The 21468-nt window shown below is 55.8% G+C and carries 18 protein-coding genes; 11 read left to right on the top strand and 7 right to left on the bottom strand.

What is annotated here, in order from left to right; all coding sequences use genetic code 11:
* Positions 1-26: 26 nt before the first annotated feature.
* Together IT893_RS06440 and IT893_RS06445 are read left to right on the top strand one after the other, a co-directional pair.
* Positions 27-1514 carry a DNA-3-methyladenine glycosylase 2 family protein gene (locus tag IT893_RS06440; protein ID WP_197147234.1) on the top strand — a complete coding sequence of 496 codons (1488 nt, stop codon included), beginning with the start codon at positions 27-29 and terminating at the stop codon, positions 1512-1514.
* A gap of 2 nt (positions 1515-1516) precedes the next feature.
* A complete protein-coding gene (locus tag IT893_RS06445; protein WP_286792291.1) occupies positions 1517-2038 on the top strand; it encodes a methylated-DNA--[protein]-cysteine S-methyltransferase in 522 nt (173 codons plus the stop codon).
* A 61-nt stretch (positions 2039-2099) separates the two neighbouring features.
* On the opposite strand, the gene adhP is transcribed toward IT893_RS06445, so the two are convergent.
* From adhP to IT893_RS06470, 5 genes are all read right to left on the bottom strand, one after another.
* Positions 2100-3122 (bottom strand): alcohol dehydrogenase AdhP, encoded by a 1023-nt coding sequence (gene adhP / locus IT893_RS06450; RefSeq protein ID WP_197147236.1) that lies wholly within the window; start codon positions 3120-3122, stop codon positions 2100-2102.
* A 139-nt stretch (positions 3123-3261) separates the two neighbouring features.
* Positions 3262-4089 (bottom strand): ferritin-like domain-containing protein, encoded by an 828-nt coding sequence (locus tag IT893_RS06455; RefSeq protein ID WP_197147237.1) that lies wholly within the window; start codon positions 4087-4089, stop codon positions 3262-3264.
* A 137-nt stretch (positions 4090-4226) separates the two neighbouring features.
* A complete protein-coding gene (locus IT893_RS06460; RefSeq protein WP_008890637.1) occupies positions 4227-4997 on the bottom strand; it encodes a response regulator in 771 nt (256 codons plus the stop codon).
* Positions 4998-5223: 226 nt separating this feature from the next.
* On the bottom strand, positions 5224-5688 hold the full coding sequence (gene bcp / locus IT893_RS06465; RefSeq protein WP_063088296.1) for a thioredoxin-dependent thiol peroxidase: 465 nt from the start codon (positions 5686-5688) through the stop codon (positions 5224-5226).
* An 89-nt stretch (positions 5689-5777) separates the two neighbouring features.
* Positions 5778-8753: a bifunctional [glutamine synthetase] adenylyltransferase/[glutamine synthetase]-adenylyl-L-tyrosine phosphorylase gene (locus IT893_RS06470; RefSeq protein WP_197147238.1), complete on the bottom strand. Its 2976-nt coding sequence runs from the start codon at positions 8751-8753 to the stop codon at positions 5778-5780.
* 264 nt (positions 8754-9017) lie between these two features.
* On the opposite strand from IT893_RS06470, the gene IT893_RS06475 reads away from it, so the two are divergent.
* Positions 9018-12536 (top strand): AsmA-like C-terminal domain-containing protein, encoded by a 3519-nt coding sequence (locus tag IT893_RS06475; RefSeq protein WP_197147239.1) that lies wholly within the window; start codon positions 9018-9020, stop codon positions 12534-12536.
* 75 nt (positions 12537-12611) lie between these two features.
* Here IT893_RS06475 and tyrS read toward each other — a convergent pair whose 3' ends face one another.
* A complete protein-coding gene (gene tyrS / locus IT893_RS06480) occupies positions 12612-13865 on the bottom strand; it encodes a tyrosine--tRNA ligase (protein ID WP_197147240.1) in 1254 nt (417 codons plus the stop codon).
* A gap of 187 nt (positions 13866-14052) precedes the next feature.
* On the opposite strand from tyrS, the gene IT893_RS06485 reads away from it, so the two are divergent.
* A complete protein-coding gene (locus tag IT893_RS06485; RefSeq protein ID WP_197147241.1) occupies positions 14053-15168 on the top strand; it encodes an anhydro-N-acetylmuramic acid kinase in 1116 nt (371 codons plus the stop codon).
* Positions 15169-15208: 40 nt separating this feature from the next.
* On the opposite strand, the gene IT893_RS06490 is transcribed toward IT893_RS06485, so the two are convergent.
* A complete protein-coding gene (locus IT893_RS06490; RefSeq protein ID WP_008890643.1) occupies positions 15209-15847 on the bottom strand; it encodes an alpha/beta hydrolase in 639 nt (212 codons plus the stop codon).
* A 245-nt stretch (positions 15848-16092) separates the two neighbouring features.
* Here IT893_RS06490 and cysE point away from each other — a divergent pair, with 245 nt between their 5' ends.
* From cysE to hscB, 7 genes are all read left to right on the top strand, one after another.
* Positions 16093-16812: a serine O-acetyltransferase gene (cysE, locus tag IT893_RS06495; RefSeq protein ID WP_197147242.1), complete on the top strand. Its 720-nt coding sequence runs from the start codon at positions 16093-16095 to the stop codon at positions 16810-16812.
* A 74-nt stretch (positions 16813-16886) separates the two neighbouring features.
* Positions 16887-17369, top strand: a complete 483-nt coding sequence (locus tag IT893_RS06500; RefSeq protein WP_008890645.1) for an Rrf2 family transcriptional regulator — start codon at positions 16887-16889, stop codon at positions 17367-17369.
* A gap of 49 nt (positions 17370-17418) precedes the next feature.
* On the top strand, positions 17419-18546 hold the full coding sequence (locus tag IT893_RS06505; RefSeq protein ID WP_197147243.1) for a cysteine desulfurase family protein: 1128 nt from the start codon (positions 17419-17421) through the stop codon (positions 18544-18546).
* 27 nt (positions 18547-18573) lie between these two features.
* Positions 18574-19797 (top strand): IscS subfamily cysteine desulfurase, encoded by a 1224-nt coding sequence (locus IT893_RS06510; RefSeq protein ID WP_063088290.1) that lies wholly within the window; start codon positions 18574-18576, stop codon positions 19795-19797.
* 92 nt (positions 19798-19889) lie between these two features.
* Positions 19890-20294, top strand: coding sequence for a Fe-S cluster assembly scaffold IscU (gene iscU, locus IT893_RS06515; protein WP_197147244.1), 405 nt, complete (start codon positions 19890-19892; stop codon positions 20292-20294).
* Positions 20295-20338: 44 nt separating this feature from the next.
* Positions 20339-20680, top strand: coding sequence for an iron-sulfur cluster assembly accessory protein (locus tag IT893_RS06520; protein ID WP_008890649.1), 342 nt, complete (start codon positions 20339-20341; stop codon positions 20678-20680).
* Between the two features lie 154 nt (positions 20681-20834).
* On the top strand, positions 20835-21455 hold the full coding sequence (hscB, locus tag IT893_RS06525; RefSeq protein WP_197147245.1) for a Fe-S protein assembly co-chaperone HscB: 621 nt from the start codon (positions 20835-20837) through the stop codon (positions 21453-21455).
* Positions 21456-21468: the final 13 nt, after the last annotated feature.

A 21468-nucleotide genomic window follows, 5' to 3' on the forward strand; every position in this document is an offset into this window, starting at 1 on the left:
CGTGCGGTTCTGCTAAACTGCGCGGCATGGAACAGCTCAATAACGATATTTGCTATCAGGCACTCAAAACCCGCGACCGTCGGTTTGACGGGCGGTTTTATACCGCTGTGCGGACGACCGGGATTTTCTGTCGCCCGATTTGCCCGGCGGTCACGCCCAAGCGCGACAATGTGGAATTCTATCCCAGTGCCGAGGCCGCAATTGCGCATGGTTTTCGCCCATGCCTGCGCTGCCGCCCCGAAGCCGCCCCGGGCAGCCCGGCAAGTACCGGTGTGCATGCCACGGTCGTCCGTGCGGTACGTCTGATTGATCAGGGCGTGCTTGAAAATGGCTCGATCACTGATCTGGCCGACCGGCTTGGTGTCGGGGACCGGCATTTGCGGCGTATTTTCAAGGAACACACCGGTGTCACGCCGCAAGAACACGCCAAGGCACGCCGTCTGTTGCGGGCACGGCAGTTGATTGTCGATAGCAACCTGACCATGACCGAAATCGCCGACATTGCTGGCTTCGGGAGTTTGCGTCGCTTTAACGATGCGATGAAACAGGCCTATGGGCAGGCCCCAACAGCCTTTCGCCGCGGTGTCGAAACTGTGAGCCCGGAAAAACTGGGCTCGGATGATCCGTTTGCTGCGCGCAATGATGATTTGATTTTACGTCTGCGTGCCCGACAACCCTTTGATGCCGAATATCTTCTGAGCTTTTTCCGCGCACGTGCCATTCCGGGCTTGGAAACCGTCCGTGAACGCACCTATGCGCGCGGTTTCAAAATTGATGGCAAGCTCGGCTTGATGATCTGTCATTTCAGCGCCGACCAAGCCGGCGTGGATGTCATCCTCCGTGGTCCGGCCCGGGAGGCGGTGCTTGAAATCGGTGCAAGGGTGCGCAGACTTTTTGATCTTGATGCCGATGTGCCGTCCATCACAGCACAGTTTTCCGACGATGCCTTGCTGGCGCCGTTGGTGCAAAAACGACCCGGTCTGCGCGTGCCTGGATGCTGGGATCGGTTTGAACTCGCCCTTCGGGCCGTTTTGGGCCAACAGGTTTCGGTCGCGGCGGCACGTACCTTGGCCTGGCGACTTGTGGCCCGGTTTGGCGATGTCTTGCCCGATGATCTGATCACTGGGACGGGGATCACGCATGTCTTCCCGTCACCCCAAAGTCTGATCGGGCAGGAACTGATCCCGATTGGTTTGACCACGCGCCGGGCTCAGACCCTTGCCGACGTGATTGATCTGTTTGCCAGACCGGATTGTGATCAGATGTCAGGGCATGAGCTGATTGCCGCCATGACCGCGATCAAGGGCATTGGCCCCTGGACATTGAACTATTTTGGCCTGCGCGGGCTTGGTGACCCGGATGCCTTCCCGGCGGCCGATCTTGGCATCCTGAAGGCATCTGGCATGGGCGGTGGGCCGGACAAGGCCAAGGCACTGGAAAGCATTTCGGAAAACTGGCGGCCATGGCGGGCATATGCCGCGCAATATCTTTGGTCCGCATTGGAAGGAGAATGACGATGTCCACCCAAATCAACGTCGTGCGTTATGCCAGCCCGATCGGGAAACTCTCGCTCGCCTCGATTGATGGCGAACTGGTGCATCTTGATTTCGAAGACAACGATGATCGCCTTAAAACCATTCAGACACGACGGTTCAAGAACCTTGAATGGAAAGAGGGCGGCGCGGTACCAGCACCGATCACTGACTGGCTGGATGGCTATTTCTCCGGATCCGTCGGCGTGCTGCCGATGGATGCGATCAACATGGTCGGGACGGCGTTTCAGAAATCGGTTTGGGATGCCTTGGTCAATATCCCGAGTGGAAAAAGCGTTTCATACGCCGGGCTGGCAGATCAGCTTGGCAACCCCAAGGCTGTTCGGGCGGTGGCACGTGCCAATGCGTTGAACCCAATATCGATCATTGTGCCGTGCCATCGGGTGATCGGATCGAACGGCACATTGACCGGCTATGCCGGTGGGCTTGTGCGCAAGAAATGGCTGCTCGATCATGAGGCCGCGATGCGGGCCAAAGCGGCCTGAACCCAAAAGAAAAGGCTGCCGAATGGCAGCCTTTTTGCAGTCGAAATAGTGCCTTAGTCGATCAGATCGACATAACAATACGGCCATCGATCTTGCCATCGCGCATGCGGTCAAAGATCGAGTTGATGTTTTCCATCGGCTCGGTCGTGAAGTGGGAATGCACCTTACCGTCACCGGCGAAATCAAGGGCTTCCTGAAGGTCGGCACGGGTGCCGACAATCGATCCACGGATGGTCTTGCGTGACAGGACCGTATCGAAAATATCAAGCTCGAACGTTCCGGGCGGCAGGCCGCACAGTGCCATAGTCCCACCACGGCCCAGCATGCCTACACCCTGTTTGAAGGCAGCGCGCGAAACGGCGGTGACAAGCACGCCATTGGCACCGCCCATCTGTTTCTGAACTTCGGAAACAACGTCTGTTTCGGCCGCGTTCATCGTCCAGTCCGCACCAAGGTCTTTGGCGAGTTGAAGTTTCTCGTCGGCAATGTCAACGGCGATAACTTTCATGCCCATCGCCTTGGCGTATTGAACCGCCATATGGCCAAGCCCGCCGACGCCGGAAATCACCACGGTCTCGCCGGGCTTGCATTCGGTTTCCTTAAGCCCCTTATAGACCGTGACACCAGCGCACAGCACCGGGGCTGCATTGCCAAATTCAAGCGGATCGGGCAGGTGGCCAACATAGTTCGGGTCGGCCAGGACATATTCGGCAAAGCCGCCATTCACCGAATAGCCGGTATTGAGCTGTTCGCCGCAAAGTGTTTCCCAACCCGTAACGCAGTGATGGCAATGCCCGCAGGCGGAATGCAGCCACGGGACACCAACACGGTCGCCTTCCTTGACGGATGTCACGCCTTCGCCAACTTCGGCAACGATGCCGACACCCTCGTGGCCCGGAATAAAGGGCGGGTTCGGTTTGACCGGCCAGTCGCCTTCGGCCGCGTGAAGGTCGGTATGGCAGACACCGGACGCTTCGATCTTGACCAGGATTTTCCCCGGCGTGACCTTGGGTACGGTGACTTCTTCAATCGACAGCGGCTTGCCAAACGCCCGAACGACGGCGGCTTTCATGGTGGAGGGCATGGTGACATCTCCTTGCTGATGATACGGAAAAGAACGTCTTTTCTTCAAATATCGCGAAGGGGAGTGTCGTTGATTTCAGATTGCACCACCATGAGGTGTATCAATTTTTTGATGAATTCTTATCAGGCGCGCAAAAGCCTTATGCGCTATCACCGTCAATGTCAGGTAGTTCAAGGACATAGTCCTGATAATAGTCCGGCGGCATGCCGGCTTCATAGCGCGCTTCGTCATTAAACGGTGGTTTGAGCGGTCCGCGGAAATGCTTGCGCAGCATATCATGCCATGTGGTGTAGTAGGGCAGGTCGCGCTGATCACAGACATATTCGTAATATTTTCGGCCCGCGGCGACATGGGCGATTTCGTCATGTGCAATGATTTTAAGGATGCGGGCACTTTCCGTATCCCCATGCGCCAGAAGCCGTTCAATGGTCGGCGGCGTGGCATCAAGGCCGCGTGCCTCAAACACCATCGGCACGACCGCCAGACGCGGCAGAATGTCATAGGCCGTATCCATCGATGTCTGCCAAAGCCCGTCGTGTGCGGGAAGGTCACCATATGCCGCGCCCAGTTCCCCAAGGCGTTTGTTGATCATTTTGAAATGGCGCGCTTCGTCATCGGCGACCTGAACCCAGGCATCGTGAAAATCACGCGGCATGTCTGCCTCGGGAAAGCGCACACACAAATCCCATGCGAGATCGATGGCATTGAGTTCGATGTGGGCCAGCGCATGCAGAAGGCCAATACGTCCCTGAACGCTGCCTTTTTTGCGCTTGGGCATCTTGTTGGGCGGCAGCAATTCCGGCTTTGCCGGACGACCGGGACGATCGGGCAGATCAGTTGAGCCCACTTCACTGATCTGGCCATTGCGCCACATCGCTGCCATTTCGGCAGTGACATCGGCCTTCTCTGTGGCGTCTTCTGTCAGAAGGGCACGTTTGGCAGCATCAGCAAGGGTCAGTTTGGTCATGATCGTCCGGGTATGGGGTTTGGGTTCAGTTGCGCTTTGTCTGCCACTTGGTGGCCATAGGGTCAATTGGCAAACAAAAAGGGCGGCCCACCATCAAGGTTCGGACCGCCCTTTGAAATCGTTTGGCGCTTGCGCAATCAGGTAATGTTAAAGCGCGCCAGTGCCTCTGCCAGATCCTCGCCAAAGGCATTGCCCTTGCGGATGATCGCGGTCCGGCACGGCAAATCCTGAAGCGACGGATGGTTCGGTGCATCCGAGGTCAGAACTGCGGTCGGAATGCCGCGTGTTTTCGGCATCGCCTGCAGGGCATTGGCCAGATCAACACCGGTCAATTCATCAATGGTCTTGGCGACAATGATGAAATCCGGGCGGGTGCGCACGGCAAGTTCGATCGCCTCGAATGATGTTTGTGTGACCGAACTGCGATAACCACAAGCGGCTAGTTCGCGTTCCAGAATGGTTGCCAGGGAGCGTTGCGGAATGACCAGCAAGGCTTCGACATTGGCCTGTTTCAGCCATGCCGGGTCAATATCAGGGGTCCGTTTGGACGGCAGTTCGCGCACGAATTCGGCGGTGTCGGTCCCGCCAGCCGTCATGTCACCATCAAGCAGGGACTGGATCTTGTCGACGAAGGCCTGGATATCTTCAATTGCGCCTTCGTTCAGTTCCTTGCAGGTCGTGACGTAATCCGCAAGACGATGGCTGGTCAGGTTGATCAGCGGCGCTGATACTGACTTGCCCTTGTATCGCAGATTGAATATTTCGCGCTGGATGGCGGTCAGATGGGCGGGATCTTTTTTGCCGCGTGCGTTTTGCAGATGAACGTCAATCGAATTGATGATGTCATGTGCTTCGTCGCGAAAATCCGCCAGCATTTGATCGTCGAGATCAACAACATTGTTATTCATTTGATTACCCGCTTTGCCGGCATGCCGGTGAGTTTTCATCGAACAGGCGAGAATTAGACCTCACCCATCACTCCCATATCCGAATTGTTAGCCCGACAAACAAGGGATGGCAACAAAATCAGCAAAACGCAATACGGCCAGCCGTCTGAAAGAAAACGATTTTACCGCCAAAAAAACAAAGGCCCGGCAACTGATCGCCGGGCCTTGATACGGGAAAAATCTAAATTCAAAGGGCTTTGACAGCCTCAAGAACCTCGGCAACGTGGCCTTTGACCTTTACCTTGCGCCAGGCATTGCGAATGACACCGTTGCCATCAATGACAAAGGTCGACCGCTCGATACCCATGAATTTTTTGCCATACATGCTTTTTTCTTTCCAGACACCGTAATCCTCGCACGTAGTGCCGTTCTCGTCGGAGGCGAGAATGAAGTTCAGGTCATGCTTGGCCTTGAATTTGTCGTGCCGGTCCGCACTGTCCTTGGAAATGCCGATGATCTGCGCATTCACAGCGCTGAAATCGGGTTCGGCATCGCGGAATTCGCAGGACTCGGTCGTGCAACCGGGCGTCATGTCCTTGGGATAGAAATAGATCACCACCGGTTTGCCTGCCAGATCCGACAGTTTCACGCTGCCATTGCCATCGGTTGGCAATTCGAAATCCGGGGCCTTGTCACCAACATCAACTGTCATGGTCTATCCTTTAATCTTTTGGGACCGCATAGCGGCATGTTGCAACCGTGAAAATACAAAGCCTTATAAGGATGGCAAGGGGGCTTGGATCATTGCGGTGCATCTGTTGGCGCAATCTTTTCCGCGGGGGCTGCAACCACGCGATCATAGATCTCCTTGATGCGGGTTGCCGTCATTTCCATTTTGTCCTGAAGGCTTGCGAAATCATCACATTTTCCGGCATTTGCCAGCATTTTTTGCAAATCCTCGCTGGCTTTTTCCGGATCAAACGGGCCCTCTGTCGTCAGGCGTAACATCGCCTGCAACGCCAGCCAGAACGATGCGGAATTGGCCAGAAACTCGGCCTCTTCGTCATCAAGGATCCCCACCGTCGCCAGATTTTTGAAAACCTCGCGGGTTGTCGGTGACAGGACCTCCGGGTGGTCATGGGCATGGCGCAGTTGTAGATATTGCGCAATGAATTCCAGATCGACCAAACCGCCGCGGCGCATCTTGATCGCCCATGGGTGGTTGTCGCCTTTGCCGGCCTCCATGCGGTTGCGCATATCATAGACTTCGCGCACCAGTTTGTCCGGATCGCGTTGCTTGCACAGCACGTCATTGGTCGTGGCCAATACCTTGTCACACAGTGCCTTTGGGCCATAAACCGCACGCAATCGCGTTAGCGCCATGTGCTCCCACGTCCAGGCTTCGTTGTTTTGATAAGTCTCGAAACTTTTGAAATGGGTGGCAAGCGGCCCTTTGGATCCGCTGGGGCGCAGGCGAAGATCGGTTTCAAACAGAACCCCTTCGGCGGTCGGGGCCGACAGGGCGTTGATATAACGCTGGCTTAGCCGGATGAAATAGTGGCCCGGCGACAATGGTTTTTCGCCGTCTGATTCTTCGGCATCTTCGGGCACCTCATAGATAAACACCATATCAAGGTCGGACCCGGGTGAAAGTTCCTGCCCGCCATGCTTGCCCAATGCAAACACCGCAAGCCCGCCATCTGCAAACGAGCCATGTTTGGCAGCAAAATCGTCGGCAATTCGCGGGAACAGTGCGCGAATGGCAACGTCGGCAACATCGGCCAATGCACGGCCTGCTTCGTGCGGGGTGTGACGGTTCTGGATGGTTTGCACATCAATCTGGAACTTCTGGTCATTGGCCCATCGCCGCGCGGCATCAAGCCAGTCTTCAACCATGTCTTCGCGCGACAGGCGGGCATCAAGCTCCGCCAGCATCGCATCCGCATCAGGCAGTTCTTCGTGGAAGCCCGACATCAATACGTAATCAAGCACCGCGGCATTACGCCCGATATATTTCGCCATGCGCGGCGCGGTCCCGGCAATCTGGGCCAGCAGTTCAAGCAACTGCGGATGGGCGGTGAACAGCGAAAACAACTGCACGCCGGCCGGCAGACCTTTGAGGAAGTCGTCAAAGGCACGAAATGCCATGTCCGGGTTGGTTGTTTTACCAAGTGCTGCCAAAAGGGTCGGCATCAGTTCGGTCAGGATTTCACGCGCCCGGCGTGATCGGGTTGCCCGGTAACGGCCATGATGCCAGCCCCGCACCGTGACCGATACGTTTTCGGCATTTTCAAAGCCCATCTCGCGCAGATTGACCAGGGTTTCCGGATCGTCTTCGGTGCCCGTGAAGACAAGGTTGCCACTGGCACCGGCAAGGGTCGTGTCGTCTTCAAACAGTTCGGCATAATTGTTTTCGACATTGCGCAGATGAAGCAGCAAATCCGCCTTGAAGGCATCAAGCGTCTCATAGCCAAGGAAGGTCGCCAGTGCCAATAATCCCTGATCGGTATCGGGCAGAGTTTGGGTTTGCTGATCATTGATCATTTGCAGCCGGTGTTCGACCGTGCGCAGGAAATCATAGGCGGCCAGCATTTCGTCGCGCACTTCCTCGGACACCTGGCCGAACTTGGTCAGGGTGCGCAAGGTGTCGCAGGTTGCCTTGCCACGCAGCGCAATTTCACGACCGCCCCAAATCAGTTGCTGGGTCTGGGCAAAAAATTCGATCTCGCGGATGCCGCCACGACCAAGCTTGATATTGTGACCGGGGATATTGATCTTGCTGCCGCCCTTGTGGGCATTGATTTGGCGCTTGATCGAATGAATGTCCTGAATGGCAATGAAATCAAGATGCTTGCGCCAGACAAAGGGTCGCAGGATTTCAAGGAATTCATTGCCCGAAACGCGGTCGCCACCAACAATGCGGGCCTTGATCATGGCCGCACGTTCCCAGTTCTGGCCGACGGTTTCATAGTATGTTTCAGCCGCAATCATCGAAAGAATTGGCGGGGTTGATGCCGGGTCCGGACGCAGGCGCAAATCAGTGCGGAAAACATATCCGTCGCCGGTGCGTTCTTCCATGATCCGGGTGATGTCGCGCACCATCCGCACCAGATCCTGATGAATGCGATCAGGGTCGATATAGGTCACCACATCCTGATCATAGAGGAAGATCAGGTCGATATCCGATGAATAATTCAGTTCCCCGGCACCGAGTTTCCCCATGCCAATGGCAAAGATCCCGGATCCCTCAAGCGGATTTTCCGGGTTGGGCAGGTCATATTTACGCAGCCGCGCCATGGCGGACAGGCAATGTGCCATGGTGAAATCAAGGGTGTACTCGGCCGTTTTGCTGATCGCCGATGTGACCTGATCAAGTTTCCAGGCCTTGCAGATATCGGCAATCGCGATCACCAGCGCCGCGCGGCGTTTGGCGTGACGGACAGTCGCCATGGTGGTCGTCTGATCAAGATCGCGTGCATTCGCACTGACTTTCACGGGCTCAAGCGCGTTGGCAAATGCCTGATCAAGGCCGCTGTCAAACACGTCACAGACCGTATCGGGATCACGCAGGCAAAGATTGGTCAGATAGGGGCTGTTACCAAAAAGTGCTTCAAGAACCGCACGTTTTTGGGGATTGGACGCAATCTCGCCAATTTTGTCTGACAGGCTTTCAAACGCTGGTCGACCCGCCAATGTGTTCCAGCGTTCGAGCGCATTGGTCACACGGTCGGCGTCAAAGGCTTTGGGCAGGTCCTGTGAAATCCAGGAAAGAGACACTTTTTGCGTTCCTTGTATTGCGAAATGGTCACAAACCGCGCTATGCAAAGGATTGAGCCTGATTGCATAATCTCTGCAAGGAGTAGGACGTCCTGATCAACAGGATGACTTATATGTTTCTAGCTTTTCTGTGATCGGACAAAAAGGGGTATAGATCAATAACTGTCTGGTATTTTAGGATCCAATGATCCATCGACAACCATGCCAGACAAGAGAAGTTATTGATATCACTGCATATGACATCGGGAACACAAGGTAAAATGAGTGCGCCACGTTAAGACCTTTGCCGGATGGCTGGCGCTGACTTTATCAGCCATCGTCCTGTTTGTCGGCGTATTTGCAGCAGTCACGATCTGGCGGCTGTCTCAGGAACCTGTGTCCCTGCATCGTCTGACCCCGTATCTGGTTGATCATCTCAACAAATCGATGGGCAATAATCGGCTGGCAATAGGCGACGTCGTTCTGCGCTGGCGCGGCTGGGACGAAAAATTTGATGTCGGTTTGCGCGACGTCAGCATCTTTGGCCCCGATGATCAGGAAATGCTTCACGTCCCCGAAGCCGATGTCGTGTTTTCCAGCAAGGCGCTTTTTGAAGGCGTGCTTGCCCTGCGCGAGCTTAATCTGATCGGCCCGCGCATTCGCCTTGAACGGCGGGCCGATGGCACGATTGATGTCGGCTATGTCGCCGAAGAAACCGCCGCAGATGGCACGAACCCTTCGGAAAACACGCGCAACGATGATGGTGCGGCAACAGGCCAAATTTACGACAAGGGGCGCGGGGCCTCAGTTACGATTGAACTCCCTGATGCACCGGACGTGAATGCCGATCAACTTCCGGCTGAACCTGAAAACGCCGCGGGTGACACCGAAACTGTTGAACGTTCCGGCAATACGGTCCTGCAGGATGTGTTTGCCATTCTTTCGGGCGAACGCACCGATATTCCAGCCGCGGCCTATTTCGAAAGTTTCGGGGTGGTGAATGCCGATCTTGAAGTGCGCGATGATAAAATCGGCATTATCTGGGCGGCACCGCAGGCTGATATTTTGTTGACACGCCGGGCCTTCGGGATCGGCGCGGAAGCCTCGATGCAGGTCAGTGCCGGGGATATATCCACCCAGGTACGTGTCACGGGCGATTACAGTATCGAAACCGATCAGGTCGATCTTGAAGCTGAAATTGGCGAGGTGCAGCTTGCTGATCTTGTCAGCATCTCGGACCTGTTTGAACAATTGCGCGATGCCTATGTCCCGGTTTCGGGAAAGCTGCGCGCAAGCTTTGACGCGAAGGGTGAATTGCTTACGGCGGCCACCGACCTGTCGGTTGGAAGTGGCGTGATCACCTTCCCCGACGAAATACGGGCGACCTATCGGGTTTCGGACGGACAGATTGTCACAAGCTATGTGCCCGGTCGCTTCAGCATTGATGATGTCGTGCTGAATGTTGGTGATGCATCCGCCAAACTTCAGGGGGTCGTGCTTGACCCGTTCGGGCAGTGGCAAGTCAATCTTGATGCGTCCGCCAAGAACGTCGCAACCAACGATCTGGATCGTCTCTGGCCCGAAGGGGTCGGTGTGGATGCGCGGACCTGGGTCGTCACCAACCTGTCCGAGGGGATTGTTCATCAGGCAACCTTGCACACCGAACTGCGCCTGGACGATGCGGGCGAGGTCATTGTTGATGATCTTGGTGGTCAGATGACCATGTCGGGTGTGACCGTGCATTATCTTGGTGAAATGCCGGAAGTGCATAATTCCGCCGGGCGTGCCGAATTTGATGAAACCAGTTTCAGCATCTTTGTAAATACCGGCGAGGCCGATGGCATTCAGGTAACCGATGCCAGCATCATTTTCACCAAACTTGATGAACCGACCCCCTATGCCGATATCGAAATCGTCGCACAGGGCAGTGCGCGCAAGGCACTGGAACTGATTGAGGCAAAACCACTTGGCTTTGCCACCCGGCTTGGCATCGACCCGGCCCAGATCAGTGGTGAACAGGCAACCCGTGTGCGCCTACATTTCCCGTTGCTTCGCGATGTGACGTTTGACGATGTCGATGTCGCGGCAGCCTCGCGGATTGAAAAGGCCGGGATCGTTGGTGCGTTCCGCGGCATGGATGTCACCGCGGGCAGCTTTGAATTGCAGGTTAACACCAAGGGGCTTGAACTTGGCGGCACGGCCACGATTGGCAACGGCAAAACCAACATCAACTGGGTCGAAACCTTTGCGCAAGAGGCTGAGGTCCGAAGCCGCTACAAACTATCGGGCGATCTTGATCTTGCCGTTTTGCCCGATATCGAACTTGATCCCGGCCCGTACCTGAACGGGATGGCGAAGGGGGAGCTGGATATCCGCGTCGGCTCTGATCAGGTCCGTGTGGTCGGTGACCTTGATTTGACCAATTCGGCGATTTCGGTTCCGATCGAAAAAGTGGGATATCGCAAGGAGCCCGGCGCAAATGCTGCGGCGAAGTTTGATGTTGCCGTAATGTTTGATGGCGGTGGGGTGCTTGACAGTTTCTCACTGATTGCACCAGCGCTTGAGGCAACAGGCCGTGGCAACTGGCGCGGTGACAACGCCATGGCCGACAAATGGTTTGTCGAGCTGCAAGACACCCGTTTTCGCGAAAATATTGATCTTGCTGGCACCATTCGCATGGAAGAAGGCAATCGATTGCTGGTCGATCTGCGGGGTGCGCAATTCGATTTGCGTCCGTTCCTTGAGGATGACGCATCCGGTGAAGCGCCTGCGGACGGCGAGCCGGATGAGCAGAGCTATCTTGTGACGCTGGAAGCTGGCGGTTTCCTGCTTAAGGGGGCTGAGCCATTGCTAAATGATGGCAAGATCACCTTGCGTCAGGAAACCGACAAGCGCGAGCTGGAAATCTCGGCGCGTCAATTGATCGCGACCCCATGGATCGTCGATGACGAACAAAGCAATGACGACGCAGGCAAAGCCGCGTCGGAAACGAATACCGGTGGCATTGGCGAGCGTGCCGAGCGAACCGGCGGCACCACCGAAGTGTTCCTGAATATCGAACAGATGGTTATGGCCAACGGTGAACTTCTGGCCGATCTGCGCGGATCGATCCATACGGTCGGGCAGGAATGGGACCGTCTTGTTCTGAACGGTGCATTTGGTGACCGGGCCAATGTGTTTGTGCAAGTCGTCCGCGAAGACTTCCAGACCCGCAAGGTCACAATGACCAGCGAGGATGCGGGGCGTTTCCTGCGTGCGGTTGATATGTATGAAAATCTTCTGGGCGGACGCCTGACGATTGAAGGCACGGTTGATGAACGCGACATTGCCCAACCCTTCACCGGTAAGGTCACGGTCAATGAATTCCGCGTGGTCAATGCGCCGATTGCGGCCCGCGTGCTCAGTGCGGCGTCGCTGACCGGGCTTGGCGATGTGTTGCAAGGCAATGGCATCGCCTTTAGCGAAATGAACGGCGACTTCACCTATGTCAATGATGTGCTGTCGCTGTCAAAGGTGGCGGCAAACGGCGCAGCCGTCGGGGTAACGGCAAATGGCTCGATTGATTTGGCCAAATCGGAAATCCGACTGGCCGGGTCGATCGTGCCGATTTACGCACTGAATTCCGCGCTGGGTGCCATTCCGATCCTGGGCGACATTCTGGTCGGCGAAGAGGGTGGTGGCATATTTGCCCCGACCTACACGGTGGAGGGCGATCTGAGCGACCCCAGCATTACGGTCAATCCGCTATCGACCTTTGTGCCTGGCGTGTTCCGCAACCTGATCACCGGTGCCGAGCCGGGCTAAGTCGGCAACCAGTTACGAAAAAAGCCCCGCACGATCACTCGGCGGGGCTTTTGTTTTTCTGCGGGTCTTCTTTGATCAGACCGGCTTGATCAGGATGTGGCGTTTCTTGCCGGCAGACACCTTGATCACGCCATCTGCATTAACCGCATCGGCGGTGATATTGGCGTTTTCGTCGCTGACTTTTTCGTCGTTGATCTTGGCGCCGCCACCCTTGATCAGACGACGTGCGTCACCGCCCGATTTGGCAAGGTCGGCACGGCGGAACAGATCAAAGGCCGGGATACCGGCATCAAGATCGGCCTTGGCGACTTCCACGGTCGGAAGATCGTCTGCCAGAACACCTTCTTCAAAGGTCTTGCGCGCCGTTTCAGCCGCCGCAAGGGCTGCTTCTTCGCCGCGGCACAGTTTGACCGCCTCGAACGCCAGAACTTTCTTGGCTTCGTTGATCTGCGATCCTTCAAGCTTGGCGTATTCTTCGATCTGATCGAGCGACATCTCGGTGAACAGACGCATGAACTTGATCACGTCGGCATCTTCGGTGTTCCGCCAGAACTGGTAGTAGTCATAAGACGACAGGCGTTCTTCATTCAGCCAGACAGCCCCGGCCGCAGTCTTGCCCATCTTGGCACCCGATGCGGTGGTCATCAGCGGGGTCGTCAGGCCAAACAGCGATTTCTCATCAACGCGGCGACCAAGCTCAACACCATTGACGATGTTGCCCCACTGATCCGATCCGCCCATCTGAAGCGTGCAGCCATAGTTGCGGTTCAGTTCGACAAAGTCGTAGGCTTGCAGGATCATGTAGTTGAATTCAAGGAAGCTCAGCGACTGTTCACGTTCCAGACGCAGCTTGACCGAGTCAAATGCCAGCATCCGGTTGACCGAGAAGTGGCGACCGAAATCACGCAGGAATTCGATGTAGTTCAGCTTGTCCAGCCAATCGGCATTGTTGACCATGACCGCATCGGTCGGGCCATCGCCAAACGTCAGGAACTGCTGAAACACCTTTTTGATGCCAGCCATGTTGGCTTCGATGATTTCATCGGTCAGAACCGGACGTGCATCATCGCGGCCCGTCGGGTCCCCAACGCGGGTAGTGCCGCCGCCCATAAGGACGATTGGTTTGTGGCCGGTCTTCTGCAGCCAGCGCAACATCATGATCGACACAAGTGATCCGACATGCAGGCTGTCTGCAGTGCAATCATAACCCACATAGCACACCACCGTATTTTCCGATGCATAGGCATCAAGGCCTTCAAGATCAGTACATTGGTGGATGTAACCGCGGTCATTCATGACGCGGAGAAAATCAGACTTCAGTTCAGTCATGGTTTTTGCGCTATGTTGGTTGTGATAGAAAATTTGATCCGCCATTCGGTGCGGAGGCGATGATCTAGCACAGAAAACATCCGCTCGGCAACGCATCGGCGAACAGATCTGCCATACGGGTAACGAATTCGCGATAAATTCCTTTTAGGCTGCTCAAAACCAACAGCGATCGCGCACGGAGCACGACATGAGACACGGCTGGATAACAGCAATCGGCATGATGAGCGGCACCTCTCTTGATGGGGTGGACGCAGCACTGATTGAAACCGATGGCATCGAAGTGCGCCGCACCGGGCAATCGGTTTTTGTGCCTTACGCGCCGGAATTGCGTGAACGGATGCGGGCCTGCTTTGGCAATCGCAGCGCGACCAACACCGAACATGTCGTTGCCGATGATCTGACACAGGTGCATGTTGATGCTGTTAACATGCTGATGGATAAATCCGGTATGTTGGCTGCCGATATTGGTGTCATCGGCTTTCATGGGCAGACCGTGTTTCATGAACCGGCATCGGGGCTTACACGCCAGATCGGAACGCCGCATATGCTGGCGGAAAAAACCGGTATCCCGGTGGTGGCCGATTTCAGATTGGCCGATGTCGCCGCCGGTGGGGAGGGTGCGCCACTGGCACCTGTTTATCACGCAGCCCTGATCAAAAGTGCCGGTGTTGAGCTGCCCGTGGCAGTTCTAAATATCGGCGGGGTTTCCAACGTTACCTATATCGACGGCGACGATGCATTGTTGGCCTTTGATTGTGGGCCGGGCAATGCGCGGATTGATGACTGGATGTTGCGCCATACCGGCAATCCGGTTGATTTGAACGGCGCAACGGCGGCCTCGGGCACTGGTGACCCAATGGTCGAGGTCAAATTCCTTGAAGACCCGTATTTTGACCGCATTCCGCCGAAATCATTGGACCGCGAAGATATGGCGGCACGGATCGACGGGCTGGTGGTTGAGGCCAAGCTTAATGTATCCGACGGGGCGGCAACGCTTGCCAATTGCACGGTGGCGGCCATCGTTGCCGGTGTGAACCATCTGCCTGCTGCGCCCAAAGGCTGGTTTGTCTGCGGTGGCGGGCGTCATAACGATTATATCATGGAAACACTCGCCACCCGCCTTGGGGTGCCGGTGCAATCTGTTGACGTGCTTGATTGGGATGGTGATGCGGTCGAGGCTGAATGTTTTGGCTTCCTGGCTGTGCGCCATTTACGCGACTTGCCGCTCAGCTTCCCGGGGACCACGGGCGTGCCAGAGCCCTGTTGTGGCGGCAAGCTGTATCCAACAAAAAAGGCCGCCTGATCAGGCGGCCTTTTATTTGTGTGGTCAGGCTGCGGGCGGTTTAAGCGCCGCGCTTGTCCAGATAGGCAATTGAATGCTTGATCACTTCGTCTTGCTGTTTGGCGAAATAGTGATCGGCACCGTCAATCGCGCACATGTCAACTTCAATGCCTTTCTGGGCATTAAGCTTGTCGGCAAGCTTGTTGACCGAGGCGACCGGAATGTTGGTGTCCTGCGTGCCGTGGATCAGAATGCCGGATGACGGGCAGGGGGCAAGGAAGGTGAAGTCATGTTCACTTGCCGGGGCTGCGACCGAAATAAATCCGTCAATTTCCGGACGGCGCATCAAAAGCTGCATGCCGATCCACGAACCGAACGAATAACCGGCAACCCAGGTTGCACGTGCATTGGCGTTATAGGTCTGCATCCAGTCAAGTGCGGATGCCGCATCAGACAGTTCGCCGATCCCCTGATCGAATACGCCCTGCGAGCGGCCGACGCCACGGAAGTTGAACCGCATGACGGAATAGCCGCGATCCTTGAACATGTTGAACATGTTGAAGCACAACTTGTTATTCATTGTGCCACCCTGTTGCGGGTTCGGATGGAGGATAAGTGCGATGGGCGAATCGTCAGCGCCGTTATGGTGGTAGCGACCTTCAAGGCGACCTTCGGGGCCGTTAAAAATGACCTCAGGCATGGATCAGACTGCTCCTGTCCACGAATGGAAAGATGTGTGTAACAAAAATATCCGAGTGTTTTTGTAAGTTTTTTCGTGTTTGCGCATAAATTGCTTTGGGCAAATACTTGACCAAGTTACTCGGTTATCCTATATTCCGGCTAACCCGATGGTGCCTGTCGAACCCGACAATTGCTTATGTGCAAGGACGGGGCTGGGCGTGGCTGCCGGGAATCGAAGGTACTAATTACACAGTGGACCGCCCCATGTTCAAGCTAATTCGTCAGGAAATTGACGCGATGATCGCCCGTGACCCTGCGGCGCGATCCCGTTGGGAAGTCGTGATCAGCTATCCGGCGTTTCATGCGATCATGGGCTATCGCGGGACACATTGGCTGTGGCAGCGCGGTTTCCGCCTGACGGCACGCTTCCTGTCGCAGATTTTGCGCTGGTTGACCGGGATCGAAATTCACCCGGGTGCGACGATTGGCAAGCGCTTCTTTATTGACCATGGCATGGGTGTCGTGATCGGCGAAACCGCCGAGATCGGCGATGATGTCACACTGTATCAAGGCGTTACCCTTGGCGGGACTTCGCCAAGTGTGAATAGCGACGGCCAGCGCGGCCTGAAACGTCACCCGACCCTTGAGGATGGTGTGATTGTCGGGTCCGGCGCGCAAATCCTTGGACCGTTCACCGTGCGCAAAAATGCACGTGTTGGCGGCAACGCCGTGGTCCTGGGTGAAGTGCCCGAGGGTGCCACGGTTGTTGGTATCCCAGCCAAGATCGTCCGCCGTGAACAGGATGATCGGTTCTGTGCCTATGGGACGCCGCTTGGCGATCTGCCTGATCCGGTTGCCCGCGCACTTGAAGAACTTGGCCGCGAGGTCGAAACGCTGCGCAACAAGGTGGTCGCCCTTGAGGGTGAAAAGGCCGCATCTGATGCCGCACCGGAAAAGCCGCGTATCGTCGCATCATCGGAATAGAATACGCGCCACCGCGCAACATGAATGAAAAGCCCGCTCGGGGTTAACCCCAAAGCAAGGCAGGAGGACGCACCGTGAAGCTGAGTACCAAAGGCCGCTATGCCGTTATGGCGATGGTCGATCTCGCTGAAAGCAGCAAGGACCGACCGGTCGCGCTGGCAGATATTGCGGACCGCCAGGAAATTTCACTTTCTTATCTTGAACAGCTGTTTGGCAAATTGCGCAAGGGCGGTCTGGTCCGTTCGGTGCGCGGCCCGGGTGGCGGATATTTGCTGGCACGCAATGCCACTGAAACCCGTGTTGCCGATGTCATTCTTGCGGTTGATGAACCAATCCGTGCAACCCGTTGCAAGTCCGGTTCTCCCAAGGGCTGCAAGACCAACAAGGGCCGTTGTCTGACTCACGAACTGTGGGAAGAGCTCGGCAACCAGATTTATCTTTATCTGGCCTCTGTCAGTCTTGCCGATGTGGTGGATCGCAACGTGGCGGGGACGCTTCGGACGTTCCCGGGTAAAACGACCCAGATCGAAGAGCCGTCACAGGTTGCGGCACAGTAGTTGGTCCTCTATATCGAGGGCAGGTGCGAATAAGGATGATTTTAAACTGATGACCGACCAGGTTTATCTCGACTACAACGCCAGCGCGCCGCTTTGCGAAGATGCAAAGCAGGCCATGATCGCTGCGATGGATGTTGCAGGTAATCCGTCTTCGGTTCATGCCAGTGGCCGTGCGGCCCGCAAGATCGTTGATCATGCCAGGCGCACCATTGCCGATCTGCTGGGCGGTGATTCAGAACGGATCATCTTCACCAGCGGCGGCACAGAGGCCAACAATCTGGCACTGAACGGGTTGGAAGATGTCACCGTATTTACCAGTGCGGTCGAACATCCTTCGGTCATCGAAGCAAGACCGGACGCCAAACGCATCCCGGTGGATGAAAATGGCCTGATTGACCTGAATGCCCTAGAAGCGATGCTCAAAGACGCATCTGACGCCGGGCAAAAGGTTCTGGTTTCGGTCATGCTGGCCAATAACGAAACCGGCGTCATTCAGCCGGTTGCCAAGGTTGGTCTGCTGGCGCGTGAATATGGTGCCAAGGTCCATTGCGACGCTGTTCAGGCGCTGGGCCGGTTGCCGGTCGATATGGGGCGCTTGCTGGTCGATATGGTGTCGATCTCGGCCCACAAGATCGGCGGTCCAAAAGGAATTGGCGCGCTGGCGATTGCGCCGGGCGTGATGCTGGTCCCCCAGATCCGGGGCGGCGGGCAGGAAAAATACCGCCGTGGTGGTACGGAAAACGTTGTCGGGATTGCGGGCTTTGACGCCGCAGCCAAACGTGCCGAGGCCAACATGGCAAGGATGGCGGATATCGCGAAAATGCGCGATCGCCTGGAAACGGAATTGGCATCAGAGGCGCCTGAGCTTCTGATCGCCGGCAAGGGAACGGAGCGACTGAGCAATACAAGTTGCCTGATCCTGCCAGGAATGCCCGGGGAAACCCAGGTCATGGCAATGGATCTGGCAGGTGTTGCCATCAGTTCGGGATCAGCCTGTTCATCAGGCAAGGTACGTGAAAGCCACGTGCTTAGGGAAATGGGTGTTACCGAGCCCGGATCGGCCATTCGGGTCAGTCTGGGACTGGATAGCACCAACGAAGACATTGATACATTTATCCGCGTTTGGAGCAGGATGAGGGGTAATGCAGCGCGCAAGAAAGCGCGTCACGCTGCCTGAGAAAGAGTGAGTGAGGAAGCCTTTAAAATGAACGAGCTTAAAGCAAAGCCGATCTATCTGGACTATCAGGCGACGACGCCGACCGACCCGCGGGTTGTCGAGGCAATGCTGCCGTACTTCACCGAGAAATTCGGTAACCCGCATTCGCGCAACCACAGCTTTGGCTGGGAAGCCGAGGACGCGGTTGAAGTTGCACGCGGTCAGGTTGCCAAGATCATCGGTGCGTCGGCAAAGGAAATCATCTTTACCTCGGGTGCGACGGAGTCAAACAACCTCGCCCTCAAAGGCGTGATGAAGTTCTATGGCAAGAAAAAGCCGCACCTGATCACGGTTGTCACCGAGCATAAATGCGTGCTCGACAGTGCCCGCCACCTTGAGCAGGAAGGTTACAAAGTGACCTATCTTGGCGTTAAGGAAAACGGCCTGATCGACCTTGAAGAACTCAAGGCTGCCATCACCGATGAAACCGCACTCGTGTCCGTCATGGGTGTAAACAACGAAATCGGTGTCATTCAGCCGCTCAAGGAAATCGGTGAAATCTGCCGCGAACGCAAAGTCTTCTTCCATACCGACTGTGCGCAGGCGGTTGGTAAGATCGACCTTGATGTTGATGACATGAAGATCGACCTGATGTCGATTTCCGGTCACAAGATCTATGGCCCCAAAGGCATCGGTGCGCTGTATGTTCGCCGTCGTCCGCGCGTTCGTGTTATCGCACAGATCACCGGTGGTGGTCAGGAACGCGGCATGCGTTCCGGTACGCTTCCGACCCCGCTGATCGTTGGTCTTGGCAAGGCGTGCGACATTCTTAGCAACGAAATGGCCGAAGAAAACGCACGTATCGAAAAGCTGCGTGACTACACGCTTCAGCGTTTCCGCGACCGTCTCGAAGACATCTATGTCAATGGTGACGAACACGTCCGTGTCAGCGGCAACCTGAACATTTCGTTTGCCTATGTCGAAGGTGAAAGCCTTCTGATGGACATCAAGAACATTGCCGTATCGTCGGGCTCTGCCTGCACCTCGGCGTCGCTGGAACCGTCTTACGTTCTGCGTGCTCTTGGTGTTGACGAAGAATTGGCCCATACATCCCTTCGTATTGGCATTGGTCGCTACACCACCAAGGAAGAGCTCGACGAAGCCGTTGATGCCATCTGCACCGCAGTTGAGCGTCTGCGCGAAATGAGCCCGCTTTGGGAAATGGCGCAGGAAGGCATCGACATCAAGTCGATCGAATGGGCTGAACACTAAGAACGACAACGACCGAAAACGTACTATCGACATATTCGATATGTATTCTGTCTCGTGAGAGAGACTCAGGACTTTTTAGGAGGATTCCTATCATGGCTTATAGTGAAAAGCTGATCGACCATTACGAAAACCCGCGCAATGTCGGCTCCATGGACAAGAACGAAACCTCTGTCGGGACCGGCCTTGTCGGCGCACCGGCATGTGGTGACGTCATGAAGCTGCAGATCAAGGTGACCCCGGAAGGGATCATTGAAGATGCGAAGTTCAAGACCTTTGGCTGTGGTTCGGCGATTGCTTCAAGCTCGCTGATCACCGAATGGGTCAAGGGCAAGTCGCTTGACGAAGCGGGTGCGATCAAAAACTCGCAGATTGCCGAGGAACTTGCACTTCCGCCGGTCAAGATCCACTGCTCGATCCTGGCTGAAGACGCGATCAAAGCCGCAATCAGCGACTACAAAACCAAAAACGGCGCAGCGGAAGTGGATGCTGCTGAATAAGCAGCGCCCACTCCCCATCGTTTTCGGAATCTTGGGAGAATAAAATGGCTCTACCGTCACCAATTTCTGTCACACCGGTCGCTCTTGATCACATCAAGGCGCTGCTTGATAGCCGCGGGAAACCCTCGCACGGCATTCGGCTTGGTGTGCGCAGCAAAGGGTGCTCGGGCCTGTCCTACACGCTGGAATATGCCGATGGTGCCGATGGCTTCGAAGAAGTTGTCGAACTTGACGACGGCGTGAGAATCCTGATCGACCCCAAAGCCATCATGTTCGTGCTTGGCACAGAGATGGATTACGAGGTCAACACGATGGAGGAAGGCTTTGTTTTCCGGAACCCCAACGAAAAAGGTCGTTGCGGTTGCGGGGAATCCTTCCACGTTTGATCAGGCCGGGCTTTCCCTGCTTTCTGAATGGTTATGGCCCTGGCGAGATCGCCGGGGCCATCGCCTGAAAAAGGGTGACGTGACCAAAGCTATGGTCACGCATCGCCTTTTGAACTGATTTGTTTTTGTCTTTTAATCCTCGGAAGTGCATCGCGTGAGCAACACCGAACAATCTGCGCACAAGGTTTGCTGGTCCTGCAAGGGGCCGGTCGAAGCAAGCGCACTGTTTTGCGAAACCTGCAACGCCATTCAGGCCCCCGGCCAGCTGGATCATTTTACCCGCTTTGGTCTGGAGCGTTCCTTTGACGTTGATGTCGATGCGATGGAAGCGACTTACCTTAAGCAGCAACAAAAGCTCCATCCCGACCGGTTCGCGTCCAAGTCGGGCCGCGAACAGGCCCTGTCATCGCAACAGGCCGCCAGCCTGAACGAAGCTTTCGAGACGCTGAAAAATCCGGTCGCGCGCGCACATTATATGCTGCGTCAGGCCGGGCACGAGCCAGAAGGCGGCGAAGGCCATACCGTCAATGATCCGGAACTTCTGATGGAAGCGATGGAAATGCGTGAAGCCCTTGACGATGCCAAGGATAAAATCACCATCGATGCCATCATCAAGGATACCCGCAAACAGGCACGTGCCTGTGAAAATGATCTGGGTGCCGCCTTTGACAGCCAATCCTTTGACGCGGCCAAGAAACTGGCCACCCGTTTAAGATATCTGATGAAAATGACCGAGGAAGCGCGCGCGAAGAAATCGCGCCTTGCCGCTGCCTGATCATAGAAAAAAC

The organism is Thalassospira sp. A40-3 (assembly GCF_015871485.1).
Taxonomy (GTDB): Bacteria; Pseudomonadota; Alphaproteobacteria; order Rhodospirillales; family Thalassospiraceae; genus Thalassospira; species Thalassospira tepidiphila.

Excerpts from the sequence above, each read along its gene's own strand:
- IT893_RS06440 (WP_197147234.1), top strand. The coding sequence starts at position 27 with ATGGAACAGCTCAATAACGATATTTGCTATCAGGCACTCAAAACCCGC.
- IT893_RS06445 (WP_286792291.1), top strand. The coding sequence starts at position 1,517 with ATGTCCACCCAAATCAACGTCGTGCGTTATGCCAGCCCGATCGGGAAA.
- adhP (WP_197147236.1), bottom strand. The coding sequence starts at position 3,122 with ATGCCCTCCACCATGAAAGCCGCCGTCGTTCGGGCGTTTGGCAAGCCG.
- IT893_RS06455 (WP_197147237.1), bottom strand. The coding sequence starts at position 4,089 with ATGACCAAACTGACCCTTGCTGATGCTGCCAAACGTGCCCTTCTGACA.
- IT893_RS06460 (WP_008890637.1), bottom strand. The coding sequence starts at position 4,997 with ATGAATAACAATGTTGTTGATCTCGACGATCAAATGCTGGCGGATTTT.
- bcp (WP_063088296.1), bottom strand. The coding sequence starts at position 5,688 with ATGACAGTTGATGTTGGTGACAAGGCCCCGGATTTCGAATTGCCAACC.
- tyrS (WP_197147240.1), bottom strand. The coding sequence starts at position 13,865 with ATGACTGAACTGAAGTCTGATTTTCTCCGCGTCATGAATGACCGCGGT.
- IT893_RS06485 (WP_197147241.1), top strand. The coding sequence starts at position 14,053 with ATGAGACACGGCTGGATAACAGCAATCGGCATGATGAGCGGCACCTCT.
- IT893_RS06490 (WP_008890643.1), bottom strand. The coding sequence starts at position 15,847 with ATGCCTGAGGTCATTTTTAACGGCCCCGAAGGTCGCCTTGAAGGTCGC.
- cysE (WP_197147242.1), top strand. The coding sequence starts at position 16,093 with ATGTTCAAGCTAATTCGTCAGGAAATTGACGCGATGATCGCCCGTGAC.
- IT893_RS06505 (WP_197147243.1), top strand. The coding sequence starts at position 17,419 with ATGACCGACCAGGTTTATCTCGACTACAACGCCAGCGCGCCGCTTTGC.
- IT893_RS06510 (WP_063088290.1), top strand. The coding sequence starts at position 18,574 with ATGAACGAGCTTAAAGCAAAGCCGATCTATCTGGACTATCAGGCGACG.
- iscU (WP_197147244.1), top strand. The coding sequence starts at position 19,890 with ATGGCTTATAGTGAAAAGCTGATCGACCATTACGAAAACCCGCGCAAT.
- IT893_RS06520 (WP_008890649.1), top strand. The coding sequence starts at position 20,339 with ATGGCTCTACCGTCACCAATTTCTGTCACACCGGTCGCTCTTGATCAC.